General features: G+C 60.7%; 13 protein-coding genes. 5 read left to right on the top strand and 8 right to left on the bottom strand.

The genetic code is table 11. The features are described 5' to 3' along the window. Nucleotides 1-187 precede the first annotated feature (187 nt). Together AKL25_RS01105 and AKL25_RS01110 are read left to right on the top strand one after the other, a co-directional pair. Nucleotides 188-568: a DUF2946 domain-containing protein gene (locus AKL25_RS01105; RefSeq protein WP_205627192.1), complete on the top strand. Its 381-nt coding sequence runs from the start codon at nt 188-190 to the stop codon at nt 566-568. Between the two features lie 143 nt (nt 569-711). Further along, complete coding sequence (locus AKL25_RS01110) at nt 712-2,979, top strand: TonB-dependent receptor (protein WP_050475802.1); 2,268 nt, start codon at nt 712-714, stop codon at nt 2,977-2,979. Nucleotides 2,980-3,051: 72 nt separating this feature from the next. Here AKL25_RS01110 and AKL25_RS01115 read toward each other — a convergent pair whose 3' ends face one another. After that, entirely contained in the window at nt 3,052-4,434 is a 1,383-nt protein-coding gene (locus tag AKL25_RS01115; RefSeq protein WP_050475803.1) for an NAD(P)H-dependent oxidoreductase, read from the bottom strand. A gap of 138 nt (nt 4,435-4,572) precedes the next feature. On the opposite strand from AKL25_RS01115, the gene AKL25_RS01120 reads away from it, so the two are divergent. Then, nucleotides 4,573-5,484: a LysR family transcriptional regulator gene (locus AKL25_RS01120; protein ID WP_050475804.1), complete on the top strand. Its 912-nt coding sequence runs from the start codon at nt 4,573-4,575 to the stop codon at nt 5,482-5,484. A gap of 63 nt (nt 5,485-5,547) precedes the next feature. Here AKL25_RS01120 and AKL25_RS01125 read toward each other — a convergent pair whose 3' ends face one another. The 3 genes from AKL25_RS01125 to AKL25_RS01135 form a co-directional block, all read right to left on the bottom strand. Further along, the gene (locus AKL25_RS01125; RefSeq protein ID WP_050475805.1) at nt 5,548-5,736 is read right to left on the bottom strand and encodes a hypothetical protein; all 189 of its coding nucleotides are present in this window, start codon (nt 5,734-5,736) and stop codon (nt 5,548-5,550) included. 257 nt (nt 5,737-5,993) lie between these two features. Beyond that, entirely contained in the window at nt 5,994-7,772 is a 1,779-nt protein-coding gene (locus AKL25_RS01130; protein ID WP_050475806.1) for a methyl-accepting chemotaxis protein, read from the bottom strand. A 186-nt stretch (nt 7,773-7,958) separates the two neighbouring features. Continuing rightward, nucleotides 7,959-8,714, bottom strand: coding sequence for a YdcF family protein (locus tag AKL25_RS01135; protein WP_050475807.1), 756 nt, complete (start codon nt 8,712-8,714; stop codon nt 7,959-7,961). Between the two features lie 178 nt (nt 8,715-8,892). Here AKL25_RS01135 and AKL25_RS01140 point away from each other — a divergent pair, with 178 nt between their 5' ends. After that, nucleotides 8,893-10,299, top strand: a complete 1,407-nt coding sequence (locus AKL25_RS01140; RefSeq protein WP_083444524.1) for an HdeD family acid-resistance protein — start codon at nt 8,893-8,895, stop codon at nt 10,297-10,299. Nucleotides 10,300-10,499: 200 nt separating this feature from the next. On the opposite strand, the gene AKL25_RS01145 is transcribed toward AKL25_RS01140, so the two are convergent. Further along, a complete protein-coding gene (locus tag AKL25_RS01145) occupies nt 10,500-11,300 on the bottom strand; it encodes a substrate-binding periplasmic protein (RefSeq protein ID WP_083444525.1) in 801 nt (266 codons plus the stop codon). Between the two features lie 161 nt (nt 11,301-11,461). On the opposite strand from AKL25_RS01145, the gene AKL25_RS01150 reads away from it, so the two are divergent. Continuing rightward, nucleotides 11,462-12,301, top strand: a complete 840-nt coding sequence (locus AKL25_RS01150) for an alpha/beta hydrolase (RefSeq protein ID WP_050475808.1) — start codon at nt 11,462-11,464, stop codon at nt 12,299-12,301. Between the two features lie 731 nt (nt 12,302-13,032). Here the strand turns inward: AKL25_RS01150 and AKL25_RS01160 are convergent. The 3 genes from AKL25_RS01160 to AKL25_RS01170 form a co-directional block, all read right to left on the bottom strand. Then, nucleotides 13,033-14,433, bottom strand: a complete 1,401-nt coding sequence (locus AKL25_RS01160) for a GGDEF domain-containing protein (RefSeq protein ID WP_167541838.1) — start codon at nt 14,431-14,433, stop codon at nt 13,033-13,035. A 328-nt stretch (nt 14,434-14,761) separates the two neighbouring features. Beyond that, on the bottom strand, nt 14,762-15,193 hold the full coding sequence (locus AKL25_RS01165; protein WP_050475811.1) for a hypothetical protein: 432 nt from the start codon (nt 15,191-15,193) through the stop codon (nt 14,762-14,764). A gap of 112 nt (nt 15,194-15,305) precedes the next feature. Then, on the bottom strand, nt 15,306-15,968 hold the full coding sequence (locus AKL25_RS01170; protein WP_050475812.1) for a helix-turn-helix transcriptional regulator: 663 nt from the start codon (nt 15,966-15,968) through the stop codon (nt 15,306-15,308). Nucleotides 15,969-15,988: the final 20 nt, after the last annotated feature.

Below are 15,988 nucleotides of genomic sequence, written 5' to 3' on the forward strand. Positions count from 1 at the left end.
GCGGCAATTTGTCGCACCCCGTTGTTTCTTCTTCCAGCGATCTGTTTTTGCGTGTGGCGTTTCCTCGCCATGCCTTGTCCGTAAAGACTTTCCGTCCTATCCCTGCTACTTTTTAACAGCTCCTGCCACGGTCCGGTCGTCATCCGCAGCAGTACGTCGCGATGGTCTTGCGTGCTACAGTCGCCGGATGGGGACGAGATCGACAATCAAACAAAAAATCACCGCCTGGACCGCCATTTTTGCGGTGCTGCTGATGGTGCTCGCCCCGACCTTGTCGCGCGCCTTTTCGCAGGAACCGTCTGCCTCGACGTTCTGGATGGAAATCTGCAGCGCCTTCGGCGACAAGAAGGCGGACGCGCCGATGCCCGGCAATAAGCAAGTTGCCGCTGCCGCGTATTGCCCTTATTGCCTCATGCATGCCCACGCGCTGACGCCATCGCCTGCGGTTGCCGCCACGGAAACCGTGTTCACCGTTTCCCATCTGTTGCCGCGCCTGTTCTATCGCGCGCCGCAGCCCCTGTTCGCATGGACGGTTGCCGCTTCACGCGGGCCGCCCGCAAGCGCCTGAATCTTGTCTGCCGGATCGTCGCTCGCTGCATGCTGCATGCTTTGCGTGCAACCGGATTAAACCTGCCTTATTCACACGCACCTGCATGGAGCCGTCTTGTCGCGCACCGTGCAGGAGCCGCTGCTCACTCTCGTTACGATTACATGAAAACATCAACACCATTCCCAGGAAGCTTGCGTCCTCAGTTGCGTCCTCAGTTAAGTCCATTATTGCTGGCGCTGATCGCCGCCTGGAGCCCGCTGAGCCAGGCTGAAGACGGCGCCGCCTTGCCTGAAGTCGTCGTCAAGGAATCGCAGTCCATCAGCGAAAAGAACAAGCTGCCAACCACCACCGAAAGCGTCACTGCCGCCAAAGTCGCCGACACCATCAATGCCATGAACGTCGAAGACACGCTGAAATACATGCCCAGCGTGCTGGTGCGCAAGCGTTTCATCGGCGACACGCAAGCGCCGATGTCGACGCGCACCACCGGTATCAACGCCAGCGCGCGCAGTCTGATTTATGCCGACGGCATGCTGCTGTCGGCGCTGATCAACAACAACAACGGCAACGGTTCGCCGCGCTGGTTCATGGTGGCGCCGGAAGAGATCGAACGCATCGACGTGCTGTACGGTCCTTTCGCGGCCGAGTATCCCGGCAATTCCTACGGCGCCGTCACCGCGATCACCACGCGCATGCCGGAGCATTTCGAAGCCAGCGTCAAGGCCAACACCGCCTTCCAGGACTTCAGCCAATACGGCACCAACAACACCTATCGCTCGCAGGAATTCGCCGCCACGCTCGGCAACCGCAGCGGCGACTGGTCGTGGTGGTTCAGCGCTAATCATCTGGACAGCTACAGCCAGCCGGTGACCTACATCACGGCAGCCACGGCGCCGGCGGGCAGCAGCGGCGCCTATCTCACGCAGGACCGCACCGGCAAGAACATCTACGTGCTCGGCGCGGGCAACCTGACGCACACGGTCCAGGACAACGCCAAGATCAAGCTGGCCTACGATTTCTCGCCGACGCTGACGGCGACCTACACGCTGGGCTACTGGCAGAACAGGGCCGATGCGCATGCGCAGTCCTACCTGAGCAATGCCGCCGGCGCGCCGGTCTACACCAGCGCCTTCTCCAGCAACGACACCGAGCAGGAGCAATGGATGCAGAGTCTGGCGCTGCGCAGCAAGACGCAAGGAGTCTGGGATTGGGAAGCCATCGCCAGCAGCTTCTATGTCGCCAAGGATCAGACGCGCACTTCGACCGGCGCCTATCCTGCCGCGCAATACGGCGGCGCAGGCACCATCGCCGACGCCAGCGGCACCGGCTGGAACACGGTCGACCTCAAAGGCATCTGGCGGCCGCAAGGCGCTAACGGCGCGCACATCGTCAGCTTCGGCGGCCACTACGATCAATACAAGCTGGTCAGCCCGACCTACCTGACCAGCAACTGGATTTCTGGCGGCAACGGCGCCGTATCGACCGACTCGCGCGGCAAGACCGAGACCAGCGCCTTGTGGGCGCAGGATGTCTGGCGTCTGTCGCAAAACTGGAAGGCGACGCTGGGCGGACGCTACGAATGGTGGCGCGCTTTCGGCGGCTACAACTATGCCGTGGCCAGCGGCGGCATCAATCAGCCGGAAGTGCGCAATTCCGGATTCTCACCCAAGCTGTCGGTGGCCTGGGCGCCTGACGATCAGTGGCAGGTGACCGGCTCGTTCGGCAAGGCCTTGCGCTTTCCGACCGTCGGCGAGCTGTATCAGAACATCCTGGGCAGCGACGGCATCTACCGCCAGCCGAATCCCAACCTGAAGCCGGAACGCGTGCTGTCGAGCGAGCTGGCGATCGAACGCGCCCTCGACAAAGGCAAGCTGCGCCTGTCGCTGTTCCAGGAAGAAGTCTCCGATGCGCTGATCTCGCAGACCGCCACGCTGGGCTCGGTGGTGTCGTCCTTCACGCAAAATGTCGACAAGACGCGCCAGCGCGGCGTCGAATTTGTCGTGCAAAAAGACGATGTGCTGATCCGTGGGCTGGAGATCAACGGCAGCGTCACCTATGTCGACGCGCGCATCCTCGCCAACAGCAGCTTTGTCTCCGGCACCACCACCTCGGTCGGCAAGCGCACGCCCTATGTGCCGGAATGGCGCGCCACGCTGGTGGGCACCTATCGTCCCGACGACCATTGGGCTTACACGCTGGCGGGGCGTTACAGCGGCCGTCTCTATGCGACGGTCGACAACAGCGACGTCAACACGCACACCTATCAGGGCTTCGACGGCTTCATGGTGTTCGATGCGCGGGTACGCTACAAGATCGACAAGCACTGGAGCACGGCGGTCGGCATCGACAATCTCACCAACAAGAACTACTTCCTGTTCCATCCTTTCCCGGAGCGGACCTTGTTTGCGGAGTTGAAATACGACTTCTGATTTTTCTGTTTTGGAAAGATGAAAGCCGCCGCGCAATGTAGAGCGCGGCGGCTTTTTTCATGGCGCGGAGACTCAGGCGGCGATGCCGGTGCGCGGCGCCGCCAGCCCCATCTCCTTGCGGAACAGTTGTTCCATCTCGCGGCGGATGCGGATAGCTTCCAGGCTGCTGTCGACGGCGACGTCGCTCCAGCGTACCGTCTGGCCGGCAGCGACCGGACGTTGCAGCACGATGTGATGCGCCAGCCCGATCGGCAAGGCTTCCGCATTGAGCGAATCCGCCGCCGGCATCAGCTTGCCGTAGACCATGTGGCCGCCTTCGCCGTCGAGCTTTTCTCCCGGCTTGAGGTCGCGCTTGGCGGTGGCGACGGTGTCGCCGCTGAAGGCCAGCGTGTTGCCGGTCGGCTGGCCGCGCACGGCGATGTTGGCGACCGAGATGCCCAGCTCCAGGCCGATCAGATGGTAGGGTTTGTACATGGTGGCGTAGCGGCCGCTGGCGTCGGTCTTGAGGCCGTATTGCGCGAAGCAGTCGCGCACATAGTCGCTCGGCGCTTCGAAGGTGACGTACACGCCCCAGCGCAGATCGCGGAACACCGGACGGCCGTCGCGTTCCAGCGATGACACCACTTCCACCGTACCCGAATGTGGCAGGATGCCGCCCGCCGATGCCGGCTTGAGAAGGTTCGGCAGATCATCCACGCCGCACGGAGGGAAGGCCAGCCCGCTCGCGCCCGGCGTCAGGCCGCAGGCATTGGCGACGGCGCCCATTTCCAGCGCCGACTTGGTGCCGTCGAGGAAGGAGTTGAACATCTGCGCATTGAAGTCGCCCGAGGCCACCTGCGCTTCGCTGAAGCCGTAATGTCCCCACACGGTATCCGGCGTCGACTGATGATAGACCGGCAGATACTTGGTGCCCTTGCCGGCGCAGACGACCTCGAAGCCGGAGGTACGCGCCCAGTCGACCATCTCGGCAATCAGCGCCGGCTGGTCGCCGTAGGCCATCGAATAGATGATCCCGGCTTCGGCGGCGCGGCGCGCCAGCAAAGGGCCGGCGAGGGCGTCGGCTTCGACGTTGACCATGATGATGTGCTTGCGATGCCTGCAGCACAGCAGCGCATGACGGATGCCGGCGGCAGGGCTGCCGGTGGCGTCGATGACGATGTCCAGCTGCGGATGTGAAATCATCGCTTCGGCGTCGTCCTGTACGAAGGTGCTGCCGTCGCGCAGCGCCTCGTCCCAGGAGCGTGCGGCATGCATGTCGTCTTTCCAGCCGACGCGCGCCAGTGCCTGTTTTGCGCGCGCGGGCGACAGGTCGGCAATGCCCAGCAGATGCACGCCGGGCGTACGCGGCACCTGCGACAGGAACATCGAGCCGAACTTGCCCGCGCCGATCAGGCCGACACGCACCGGTTTGCCGGCTTCGGCCAGCGCCTTCAATTGTTGGAACATGCTTGCCATGCTGTCTCCTGATGTTGTCGTTATGGTGTCTGCGATATGTCTGCACGACCGCAGCCCGGAAAAGAGTAGCATTGGGATTTTTCGCGGTAAATGCCGAATATCACACACTTGGTGTGTAAAGAATCACATACGAAAACCATGCGCAAATTCGATTGGAACGACCTGCAAGCCTTTCTCGCCGTAGTGCGCGCCGGCCGTCTGACGGTGGCGGCGCGCCAGCTCGGCATCGATCATTCGACCCTGAGCCGGCGAATCGCCGGGCTGGAAGCATCGCTAGGCGCGCTATTGTTCGACCGGCGCTCGGCCGGGTATGCCTTGACGAGCGAGGGCGAACGGCTGGTGGCCGATGCCGAAGCCATGGAAAGCCTGGCCGTGCGCATCCGCGCACGTCAGGACGATCCGGCGCAAGGCCTGACCGGATCGATCCGCATCGGCACGCCGGAAGCCTGGGGCACTTACTTCCTGGCACCGCAGCTGCACTTGCTGGCGCAGCAACATCCCGAACTGGAAGTGGAGCTGATCGCCAATCCGCGCATGTTCAGCCTGTCCAAGCGCGAAGCCGACATCGCCGTCAGCATGACGCGTCCGGAGCAGGGGCGACTTTATGCGCGCCGCCTGAACGACTACGAACTGGGGATTTACGCCGCGAAGGATTATCTGCAGCAGCATGGCCATATCGACAACAAGGCGCAATTGGAAGAGCACGCCTGGGTCGGCTATGTGGAAGACCTGATGTGGTCGCGCGAGCTGGACTATCTCTCTGACATATCGGCCTCGCTGCGGCCGCGCATCCGGATCTCCAACATCATCAGCCAGATGGCGGCGGTGGTTGGCGGAGCCGGGCTGGGCGTGTTGCCGTGCTTCATGGCGCGCGGCGAGGAGCGGCTGGCGCGCCTGCTGCCGGAGATCCGGCTATACCGCTCCTACTGGCTGATCACCCATGCCGACGCGCGCGACATCTTGCGGGTTAATGTGGTGGCGGATTTTATTGTGGAGCGCGTGCGGGTGGAGGGGGAGAAATTCTGGATCGATCATCCGGTCGCAGCATGACGGTTTGACATGCCGGACATCGGAGCCATGCAGAACAGGATGCGGTGCGAGATTCAGCGAGGCTCAACTGCTCCTGGCTTTTTCTATGGTCGATCGCGCCGCTTCCATCAACGCGGCCGGTTCTTCGGCGTCGGAATCGAGATACTGGTTCTCAAGATTAATTGCCAGATTGCTCATCTTTTCAGCAAGGTCGGCAAGTGCGACGCTGAGTTCGCACATCAGGCTGGAGATGTTTTTAGGTGAGTTCGCCATGTCTCTTTTCCTTAAACGGACTCGACAGGCGGACCTGTCAAACACACTTCTGGACTACACAGACGGCCGGGCAAGATGCCTGACCAGAGGCTTACGAAAACTTATTTTAAGCCTATTCTCGATTTGACTGTGGCTTGCGTAAAAAGTGCGAGCAAGAAATGTGCTTGCTCCTGTGTCGCTGCAGAAAGAGTGCGACAAAAAAAGGCCCGCATGTGCGGGCCCTTTTTGTCGCCCGGCAAACTACCGGTTGATTGCTGTCAGAAGGTCTCCCAATCCGAATCCGAGTCAGGCGTTGCCGCTTTGGAGGCGCTGGCCGGTTTGGCGCCGGCGCTGCCGAGACGCGGTGCTGCTGCAGCCGCCGGTTTTGCTTTCGGCACGGCGGCAGCGGGTCTGGCGCTGAGCGGTTTCGGTGCGGCGGCGCTGCGAGCCTGCACCGGGGCAGCTTTCGCGACGGCTTTCGGGACTGCGGCCGTCATCTGATGCGCCTGTGTCGCGTCCAGCTTGAAGCGACCGACCAGATTGGCCAGCGTCGCCGCCTGATCCTGCAGCGACTGCGCTGCCGCTGCAGCTTGCTCCACCAGCGCGGCATTCTGCTGCGTGCCTTCATCCATCTGCGTGATCGCCTGACCGACTTCGCTGATGCCGGCGCTTTGTTCCTGGCTGGCCGAGCTGATCTCGCCGACGATGTCGGTCACGCGCTTGACGCTGGCGACCACCTCGTTCATGGTTTCACCCGCTTGCTGCACCAGCTTGCTGCCGACGTCGACCTTGGCGACGGAGTCGTCGATCAGGGTCTTGATTTCCTTGGCAGCGGCGGAAGAACGTTGCGCCAGGCTGCGCACTTCCGAAGCGACCACCGCAAAACCGCGGCCCTGCTCGCCGGCGCGCGCTGCTTCGACCGCTGCATTCAGCGCCAGGATGTTGGTCTGGAACGCAATACCGTCGATGACGCTGATGATGTCGACAATCTTGCGCGACGAGTCGTTGATCGAACCCATGGTGTCGACCACCTGGCCGACCACGGCGCCGCCTTGCACCGCGACTTCGGATGCCGATACCGCGAGTTGATTTGCCTGACGCGCGTTGTCGGCATTTTGCTTGACGGTGGAAGTCAGTTCTTCCATGGCCGATGCAGTTTCTTCGATCGAGCCGGCCTGTTGTTCGGTGCGGCTGGACAGATCGAGGTTGCCGCTGGCGATTTCACTCGATGCCGTGGCAATCGTGTCGGCAGAAGACTTGATGTTGGCGATGGTGTGCGTCAGGGAATCGCGCATGCGTTTGAAGGCATAGACCAGGCTGGAGCTGTCACCTGGTTCAGTGTGGATGTGCAGCGTCAGATCGCCGTCGGAGATCTTGTTCGCGATTTCCGCTGCATCGCCCGGATCGCCGCCGATGGTGCGCAGGATGCTGCGGTTGTTCACGACAACCAGGCCGATCAGGATGATGGCGAAGCCGAAGAAAATCGCGCCGGCCTGATAGATCGAGCGCATGAAGGAGGCATTGATGTCATCGACATACACGCCGGTGGTGATGATCCAGTCCCATGGTTCGTAGCGGAATGCATAGGAAGTCTTCGGCACCGGGTCAGGCGAACCGACCTTGGGCCAGACGTAGTTGACGAAGTCGCCGGCAGGATTGGCGCCTGCTTTGGCGATGTTCACGAACACCAGGTTGCCGAGCGGATCCTTGAAGGCCGACAAGTCTTTGCCATTGAGCTCCGGCTTGATCGGATGCATCAGCGTGACCGACGACGAATTGGAGATGGAGAAATAGCCGTCGGTGCCGTAGCGCATGTTTTTTACACGCAGTAATGCAGCCTTTTGGGCGTCGTCCTTGTTCATCGCGCCGCTTTTTGCCAGTTCGCCGTATTCCTTGATGGTGCTCATGGCGACTTGCGCGACGTTGATCAGGTCTTTCTTGCGTTCTTCCACACGGATGTCGCGTGCCTGATACGCATTGAAAATAGAAAGGGCCAGCAACGCGACCAGACTGATGACGAGCGGTGTCCACAGCCGTTGTTTGAATGACAGTTTCATTCGATGATCTCCAAAGTTTTCCTTGATTAGCAATTGTGGTGTCCGGCATGTCTGCGCATGCCTTGGAAACTTGGATAGCGATACCCGAGTTGTTGTCGTTTTTTAATTGTTAACGGCTCGGCAACAGACTAACTTTAAACGTGCTAGAAAAAAAGAAAGCCGCGATTAGTGCGGCTTTCATGGGCCTTATCTGGCCTTGTCGCTGAGTTTGTACCAGAGCAATCCTATCCACTCGTGCAGGGCATAGTTGCTGCGCCGCAAGCCCTCTCCGCTGGGGACGTAGTCATACAGGCTGAGGCGCTCGCGGCTGAAGAAAACCGTCGGCGCCGGCGTTATCTCAAGGCCGGTCTTGCGGAAACTCGCCAAGGCCCTCGGCATATGGATCGCATCGGTGACCAGCACAATCCGTTGCACCCCGGCCTGACGCAGCATGGTTGCCGACAGGGATGCATTTTGTGCGGTGTCGTTGGCGTCGTTTTCCCGCCAGCGTACCGTTACTCCGAAATCGTCCTGCAGGCTGCGCGCCATGACGTCGGCCTCGCTTTCGGCAGCATCGTCGGTCTTGCCGCCGGTCACCAGCAAAGGCAGGCGGCTGGCGCGCTGGAGTCTTGCCGCGTATTGCAAGCGGGCCAGCGCGAGGTAGCCGGGGGCGTCCCGGTTGCCGTATTCCGGCGCATTGGACTGGCGGCGCGCACCAAGCACCACGATGGCCTGGGCCGTCCGGGGGACGCCGGCCAGCGCTGCAGCCTGCGCTTCCAGCGGCGCCACCAGCAGCAAGGCGCCGGCGCGGGTGCTGAACAGCCACAGCAATGCCAGTGCCGCCCAGCTCAGCCAGATTGCACGACGGCAGCGATGGCGCAGCAGCAATCCGAGCGCGGCCAGCAGCAACAGGTTGGCGGGAAACAGCAGAAGGGCGGAGGCGATCTTGATGAGCAGGGACATGTCGGAAACGAGGATGGCGACCGGCCATTATCGCTGCGCGGGCTCGCGCTTGTCACGATTCTTGCGAGTGCGGGAATCGATATCCGGAGGAGTGCAAGCGCCCGCGACGTTAAAATGAACAGGAAAGCGCCCGGGGCAATCAGCGAGCGGCGCGTGATTCCGAACATGGAGAGGGATAGTGATACGTCTGGTTTTGCTGCTGCTGGGTGCAGATTTCATTCGCCGCTACTGGCCTGTGCTGGCGCTGATCGGGCTGGCATGGGGCGTGATCGGCGTCAGTTTGTGCATTGATGCGCTCGACGGCGTGCTGGTGTTTCCGTTGACGCTGTTCGGCTATCTGCTGTTGCTGGAAAGCCTGGCGACGCTGTTCCTTGCGTCCAGCGGCATCGGCGCGCAAAAGTCGCTGCGTTATCTGAAGGGCGGCTTGTTCCTGCTGATCTCGCTGCTGGTGATTTCACTGCATCCGACCGGCGACATGGTGCTGGCGATGCTGTTCGGGGCGGCCTTCACGATCGGCGGCGGTTTGCAGATTGCTTCGGCGCTGGTGGTGCGTTTTCCGAGCTGGCGCATGGCCCTGGCCGGCGGCGTCGGGCAGATCCTGATCGCGATCTTTTTCTTCCAGCCGTATCCCACGCATTACAAGGGGACGCTGCCGTACTGCATCGGCATGGGGCTGATCTTCAGCGGCTGGAACCTCATCTGGCTGGCCAGCCGTACGCGTCGTCTGCCGCGCACGGCGTCGATTTCGCAGTTGTCTTTGCGCAATGCCGATTCCGATCGTCCGCTCGATGCCGGCAGCCACGATGGGCAGGCGCCTGCTGCCGGCGGCGTAGCGGATGTCGCCGGCGCGGTGCCCATGACGGTGCACGTGTGGACGCCGGTCGGCTCCGCCAAAGAGCAGACCCTGAACCGTCCCATCGTCAATCGCTACATCGCGGCAGTCGACGCCAGCGGCACCGTTTCGACCGGGCACGCAGCGCTGGAAATCGCGCCGAGCCTGTACATCAGCCTGTATCCTGCCGAAGAAATCGATCGCTCGCCGGATCAGTTTGCGCGCTTGCTGCGCGCCACGCCGGACAACAATGTGCGCGGCCGCTATCTCTCCGATTACCCTTCCGAAGCAGCGTCGTGGTGTCCATCGACGGAGAGGATTTCATTCCGCGATTACGACCTGCAGCGTCTGCAACAGTTCTGGCTGCAATACCGCCAGGAAGAAATCTATAACCTGACCCATCGCAATTGTTCCAGCACCGTTGCGCATGCGTTGGAAGCCGCTTTGGAAGGCGTGATCGGGCGCCGCGCCGGCCACTGGCTGGCCTTCGTCAAGATTCTTTTCACGCCGGAGGTCTGGGTCGCCAGTCAGATTCACAAGCGCGCTGCGACCATGGCATGGACGCCGGGACTGACGCTCGACTACGCACGCGCCTTGCGCGCCGTGGTGCATCCGCGGCCGCTGTCCTGGGTGGGCAGCCTGCAGCTGGCGATACGCCGCAGCAGGCGCTTGCGTCGCGACGATGCCGTACGGCGCATGGCAGGCGGTGAGGCAGGCCGGAATGCAGCGCAGGAAAAAGGCGATCGGCGCTAGCGGCAGTTTGTCCTACATGCCAATCCGGCATAGTCCGATTGGTGGCGATGCGGCGACGACCGTACTATCTGGTCTCCACACCGGAGTTGGCGGTTAAAAAATATACCAACACCAATTCAGGGGGATGCGCGTTCTGCGCATCCCTTGTTTCTCCCCCTTTGATCCGGCTGATGTTGCAGCGCGGCCTCGCCGCATTGTCGCTACATGCTCTTATTCTTGTTCAGCAGCATCCCGGTGTATTTTTCCAGGATCGCTTTGGTCGCGCCGTTGTTCTGCATGCTTTCCAATTGCTGATTGATACTTTTCAGATACTTGATGCATGGGCTGTTCCTGGACAGCGCAATGTAATTCTTCGCGTCGGTGACATAAGGCGTATGCACGGTGAAGTGATCCGTCTGTTTGTTTTCCGCCAGATAGGCCAGGCCGTTGTAGTAGCCGGTAATCAGGTAGTCGATCGTGCCGCGCTCCAGCTTGAGAAAATTCACCGAGGTCTTTTTTTCGGTCTCGACCTTCAACTGTTTTTTGAGGAAATCGTCAAAGCCTTCTCCGAACTGATAGCCGAGCGTGATGCCGCCTTTTTTGCCGATCAGGTCGTTCCATTCCCGATAGGTGAACGGTCTGCTGCGCAAGGTGAACACGGCAATCGGACTGGTGAACGGCGAGGGCGTTGCGAAGCTCAGGAATTCGCGCCGTTCCGGCGAGTCCTTGAGCGTGGCGATCATGTCGACTTCACCGTTCTTGGCGCCTTCCAGCACGCGATAGAACGGCCCCATGTAGCGCAACTCGTAGGGAATCTTCAGTGCTTTCAGCGCAGTGGTTGCCACTTCGATGCTGGCGCCGGTCAATTGCGAGCCGTCGTACCAGTGCAGCGGCGGATAATCCGAACCTCCCGATATAATGAGCTTGCTGCATTCTGCAGCATGTACAAGAGAACACGATGCTGCTCCGAACCAAAGCAGCAGATGCCTGCCGAGCTTTGCGATGTTGTGCACGTCGTTCATGTTTCCTACCCCCGTGTAGCCTGTTGGCTGTATGAGCATGCCAGGTCGTTTGATGTCAACAATGCATGTTCTTTGCCGGGTTGTCCATGGGTGTCGGCATGTACGACACTGTGTTTGCATACACGTCGCCGGGTCGGGCCCACCCTCAACCTTGCTTCCTCATGCCTCTCGACAACGAAACTACCGGATTCCTCCAGGCCAGCGACGGTACCGCCTTGTTCTACCGCGAGTGGCGCCACCATCAGCCGGGCGGCGCCATTGTCCTCGTGCATGGACTGGGCGAACATGGCGGGCGCTATGCCGAGCTGGCAGGGTTGTTCCATGATGCCGGCCTGTCTGTGCGCATCCACGATCATCGCGGTCACGGACAATCGGGCGGGGTGCGCGGCAGCTTGCGCAGCGATGCCGACTTCCTGACCGATCTGAAGCTGGTCTTCGACGACTTTGCGCAGCAATGCGACGCCACGCCGTTTCTGTTCGGTCATAGCCTCGGCGGACTGGTGGCGGCGCGCTTTGCCACCGGCGGATTGTCGAAAGTGCGCGGTTTGCTGTTGTCGTCGCCGGCGCTGGCGATCCGCATGACCGGTTTCCAGAAGGTCTTGCTGGCCCTGACCACGCGCATTGCGCCGGGCCTGGCGGTGCCGACCAGCTTGCCGGCGCAACTGGTGTCGCACGATGTCGAGGTGGTGCAGGCATATCGCCGCGACGCGCTCAACCACGGCAAGGTCGCTGCGCGCGTGGTCAATTTCATGCTGGCGGCGCAGGTGCAGGTCCAGCGCGACGCTGCGACGTTCACGTTGCCGCTGTTATTGCAGATCGCCGGCGACGACGCTTTCGTTGATCCGCAAGGAAGCCGCTCTTTCTTTGCCGCCGTGCCGCAGGTCGACAAAAAACTGTATTGCTATGACGACGCCTACCACGAAATCTTCAATGAATCGAAAGAGCGCCGCTTGCGCGCGCAGGGCGATTTACGATCCTGGCTGGCGTCGCATCTGACGTGAGGGAAGCAGGGGGAAGCAGGCCAGGAAGCGGTGTTTTTGTTGCGATGCACATCGCATCGTCCGGCGGATGGCAGAGCGGGATGGGAAGCGTCGGTGCAGCTTGGAAATTAACTTGTATTTACAAGTGAAAAGACGCCTCAAGGCTGCCCGCTGGGAAAATTCAGAAAGCCGCAGCGGCTGTCAAAACCCACGAATCCAGGTGCGCAGGCACAGCCGTTAAGCGCCAGCGCCAGTGCCGTAGCGAGGATGATGGTCATGATGCGCCGCATGAGCAGTCTTTCAAAATAAATGAAGAGCAGGGAGAGTAACAGCAAGAGGCGACAAGGCCCCAGCAGCATATCGACGGCGCGGGGTTTTTCTTGAACCGGGGGAAAAGATTGTAAAGATCGGTTGGCTTCAGATTGAAGCCGGGAAAACAGGAAAACGGGCCGCAAAAAGCAAAAGGGCAGAAGAACTCTGCCCTTTGATGCCTGTTCGGCAACTGCTCCCCGCTTTGATCAAGCGGGAGCAGCCGACGCTGACGGCTGGATTAGCGTGTCGATGCGAAGTAGCGTGCAACCATTGCAGCGATCAGCAGGGTGTAAGGCAGGACGTCGATCAGAATACGCATGGCAGGCTCCGCAAGAAAGTGATTTATGTTGCGTTGCAGTATGCGTGTTTCAGCCCCTTTTTTCCAATTTTGATTCCCAATATCAGTTATCGGCTTGTTGAATATCAGGGACTTGCGCGGCTCAGCCCACGAGGTAAGCAGGCGAGATGGGCGGCGCGATGCTCTCCAGCACGCCGGTACGGATCTGGTTGCGGCCGTGATCCTTGGCTTCATAGAGCGCTTTGTCGGCGGCCAGCGCCAGCATGGTGGTGGTGCTGCCGGCCCCGGGAACCATGGCCGATACGCCGATGCTGAGCGTGACGTAGCCGGACGGGAGATTCTGCGCATGCGGGATCGCCGCCTGCGACAGGTTGTACAGCAGGCGTTCCGCGACCAGCCGCGCGCCGCCGGCATCGGTATTGGGCAGCATCACGACGAACTCTTCACCGCCGTAGCGTGCGGCGACGTCGCCGGGACGATTGATCACAGCCAGCAGATGGTTGGCGATCTGGCGCAGGCAATCGTCGCCGGCCAGATGGCCGTAGCAGTCGTTGTACTTCTTGAAGAAATCGACATCGATCATCAGCAGCGCCAGCGAGCGCTTGTCACGGCGGGCGCGATTCCATTCAATCTCCAGCACCTGGTCGAAGCAGCGACGGTTGGACAGCGCCGTCAGGCCGTCCTGATTGGCTTGCGTCATGAGGATCTTGTTGGCGCCGGCAATGCTGTTGTAGAGCCGCGTAATGCCGTACAACTGCGAGATCAGCACGACCAGCGAGGTGAACAGGCTGGTCATCTTGGCAAAATACCAGCCCAGCGAAAAGCGCGAACCGCCGTACAGCGTCAGCCACACGTCGATGCAGGCGGCGAACATGCCGACCATCACCCACAGCTGCTCGGGACGGCTGTCGCGCATGCGCATGACGCAGAGCAAACCGATCAGATTGATGCCGAACACCAGCGCCGGGATGATGAAGGTCGAATCGTCGAAGAAGTTCTTGCCGTTGCGAAATACCGCCGGCATATAAGGTAAACCGACTGTGGCGCTCAGCGTCAGCAGGGCGACCACGGCGACCACGGCAATGATGGAGTTGCGCACGCTGGCTGCCGTGCCGGCAACGTCGTCCGCGCTGAGCGCGTAGCGGATGATCAGCAGGCCGAAGCCGATATGCCAGTAACACCACAGCCAGACCGCGCTGCTCGAGGTGCCGAGGATGGGTTCGGCCATCAGGCCGCCGGGAAACGCCGCAATCAGCGGAATGAAAACGATGGTGACGAAAAAGTACGCGGTGCCGAGCCGGATCGTGCGCTCCTTGCTTTCGATCAGGCCCTTGGCGAACAGCAGCGCGCCGAGAATGATGTTGATGATGATCATCGCAATACCGAAGGCGCTCATATAGCCCGGTATCGGCAACAGCGGCACCATGGCCAGCGGAGTGGCGATGGCGGCGGACAGCAATAGCAGGGTGACGACGACTTTGGCCAGGCCGATCTGGCGACTGCCCACTTCTGCTTCTTTGATCAGATAAAGTTCGTCTTGCATGTCACTCTTCTTGTCGTTCATTTTTCCCTCATCTTAGTGCGGAAGAAGACCTCCGACTGAGAAGAATCATGTCCGCTTGCTAATTTTTTTTCGAGTGTTGTAATTTGGACTAGATAGTTTTTTTGCGGCAATAAGAAGATGCAAAAAATGCCGGAAACCCGCTTCGGATGGGTGTTTTTCGTGTTGTGAACCGGCATTGATTTCCGTCTGGTAATGGTGCATCGTCTGTGTCGACGGCTTGGCGGACGGTGTGCCGGCGACAAAAGCTGCAGACGTAAAAAAGCGCGGGCCGGCCGCGCTTTTTTTTGCCTCATCGAGGTTCGGGAATTTAATTTTCCGCCTGCATCGTGATTCCCTTCATGTCGGACGCGATGCGCACCTTGGAGACGCCTTGCGCCTTGAGGTCGAGCGTCAATACCGCCGGCGGCGTCGTGTAGTTGCTGTTGAGCGAATGCATCGGTTTGACGCTGAAGGTGTAGCTGGCGCCGGGTTTGAGCCAGATGCTCAGGCGTTCGCCCTGCCATATCTCCGCCAGCACCACATCATTGATGGCCAGCACTTCGGGACTGTTGCCGACGAAAAATCCGGACTGGCGCGAAAACTGCACTTCAGCCAGGTCCGGCATCTGCGTCGTCATGCTCTTGATGTAGATGCGTGCCAGCGGGACTTGTCCGGTCGGCGTCGTCTGTTGGTTGGGCGGCGTGGTGCTGCATGCCGCCAGCGTCAATGCCAGCAGGCAGGCGGTGATCGGTGTCTTCATTGCTGCTTCCTTATGGGATGAAAGGGTGGTTCTCAGTTGTCTGTCTCTGGATTCGCGACGGTGATTTTGACACGAAGCGGGCATGATGTGCAGCAATACCGGAATGCAGGCCCTAGTCCAGGCTGTGAATGCGATAGACGCAGCGCCGCGCGCCGGCCAGCAGATGTTCTTCACGCGTCACCGACGCCTGGTCGCCGATCACTTCCTGGAACAACTGCAATTCGGAGCGGCAGAATCCCTGGCAGCTTTGCGCCGCGGCGCAGATCGGGCAATGGTCTTCGATCAGCAGCCAGTCCTTGCCTTGTTTTTCGACGCGCGCCATATAGCCTTCCGCCGCACGCAGGCCGGCCAGCTTTTCCAGTTTCTTCGGGATGCTGCTTTGCCCCTGGCAGGCGCGCAGGTAGTCGCTGCGCATGTCGCCTTCACGCTGCGCAATCAGGCGATCGAGTCCTTCTTCTCCGAACAATTGCCTGATTGATCCGATCAGTTGCACCGTCAGGTAGGCGTGCGAGTCGGGGAAGCGGGCGTGGCCTGCCGCACTCAGTTGCCAGTTCTGCTTCGGCCTGCCGGCGCCTGTTGAGGCTTCCTGCGCGCCCATGATCAGCTCTTCCGCCAGCAGCTTCTGCACCTGCAGCCGCGCCGCCTCCGCCGTCATCGCCAGTTCCTGCGCCAGCTGGGCGGTGGAGGCCGGTCCCTTGGTCTTGAGGCGGAACAGGATGCGCTCGGCCGTCGGCATGGCGTCGATATTTTCCAAGTGTTTGCTTGTGTATTTCATGGGGCGGGTTTAGTATGCGT

It is taken from the genome of Herbaspirillum rhizosphaerae, assembly GCF_001189965.1.
In the GTDB taxonomy this organism is placed as follows: Bacteria; Pseudomonadota; Gammaproteobacteria; order Burkholderiales; family Burkholderiaceae_D; genus Herbaspirillum; species Herbaspirillum rhizosphaerae.

Excerpts from the sequence above, each read along its gene's own strand:
- AKL25_RS01105 (WP_205627192.1), top strand. The coding sequence starts at position 188 with ATGGGGACGAGATCGACAATCAAACAAAAAATCACCGCCTGGACCGCC.
- AKL25_RS01110 (WP_050475802.1), top strand. The coding sequence starts at position 712 with ATGAAAACATCAACACCATTCCCAGGAAGCTTGCGTCCTCAGTTGCGT.
- AKL25_RS01115 (WP_050475803.1), bottom strand. The coding sequence starts at position 4,434 with ATGGCAAGCATGTTCCAACAATTGAAGGCGCTGGCCGAAGCCGGCAAA.
- AKL25_RS01120 (WP_050475804.1), top strand. The coding sequence starts at position 4,573 with ATGCGCAAATTCGATTGGAACGACCTGCAAGCCTTTCTCGCCGTAGTG.
- AKL25_RS01125 (WP_050475805.1), bottom strand. The coding sequence starts at position 5,736 with ATGGCGAACTCACCTAAAAACATCTCCAGCCTGATGTGCGAACTCAGC.
- AKL25_RS01130 (WP_050475806.1), bottom strand. The coding sequence starts at position 7,772 with ATGAAACTGTCATTCAAACAACGGCTGTGGACACCGCTCGTCATCAGT.
- AKL25_RS01135 (WP_050475807.1), bottom strand. The coding sequence starts at position 8,714 with ATGTCCCTGCTCATCAAGATCGCCTCCGCCCTTCTGCTGTTTCCCGCC.
- AKL25_RS01145 (WP_083444525.1), bottom strand. The coding sequence starts at position 11,300 with ATGAACGACGTGCACAACATCGCAAAGCTCGGCAGGCATCTGCTGCTT.
- AKL25_RS01150 (WP_050475808.1), top strand. The coding sequence starts at position 11,462 with ATGCCTCTCGACAACGAAACTACCGGATTCCTCCAGGCCAGCGACGGT.
- AKL25_RS01160 (WP_167541838.1), bottom strand. The coding sequence starts at position 14,433 with ATGCAAGACGAACTTTATCTGATCAAAGAAGCAGAAGTGGGCAGTCGC.
- AKL25_RS01165 (WP_050475811.1), bottom strand. The coding sequence starts at position 15,193 with ATGAAGACACCGATCACCGCCTGCCTGCTGGCATTGACGCTGGCGGCA.
- AKL25_RS01170 (WP_050475812.1), bottom strand. The coding sequence starts at position 15,968 with ATGAAATACACAAGCAAACACTTGGAAAATATCGACGCCATGCCGACG.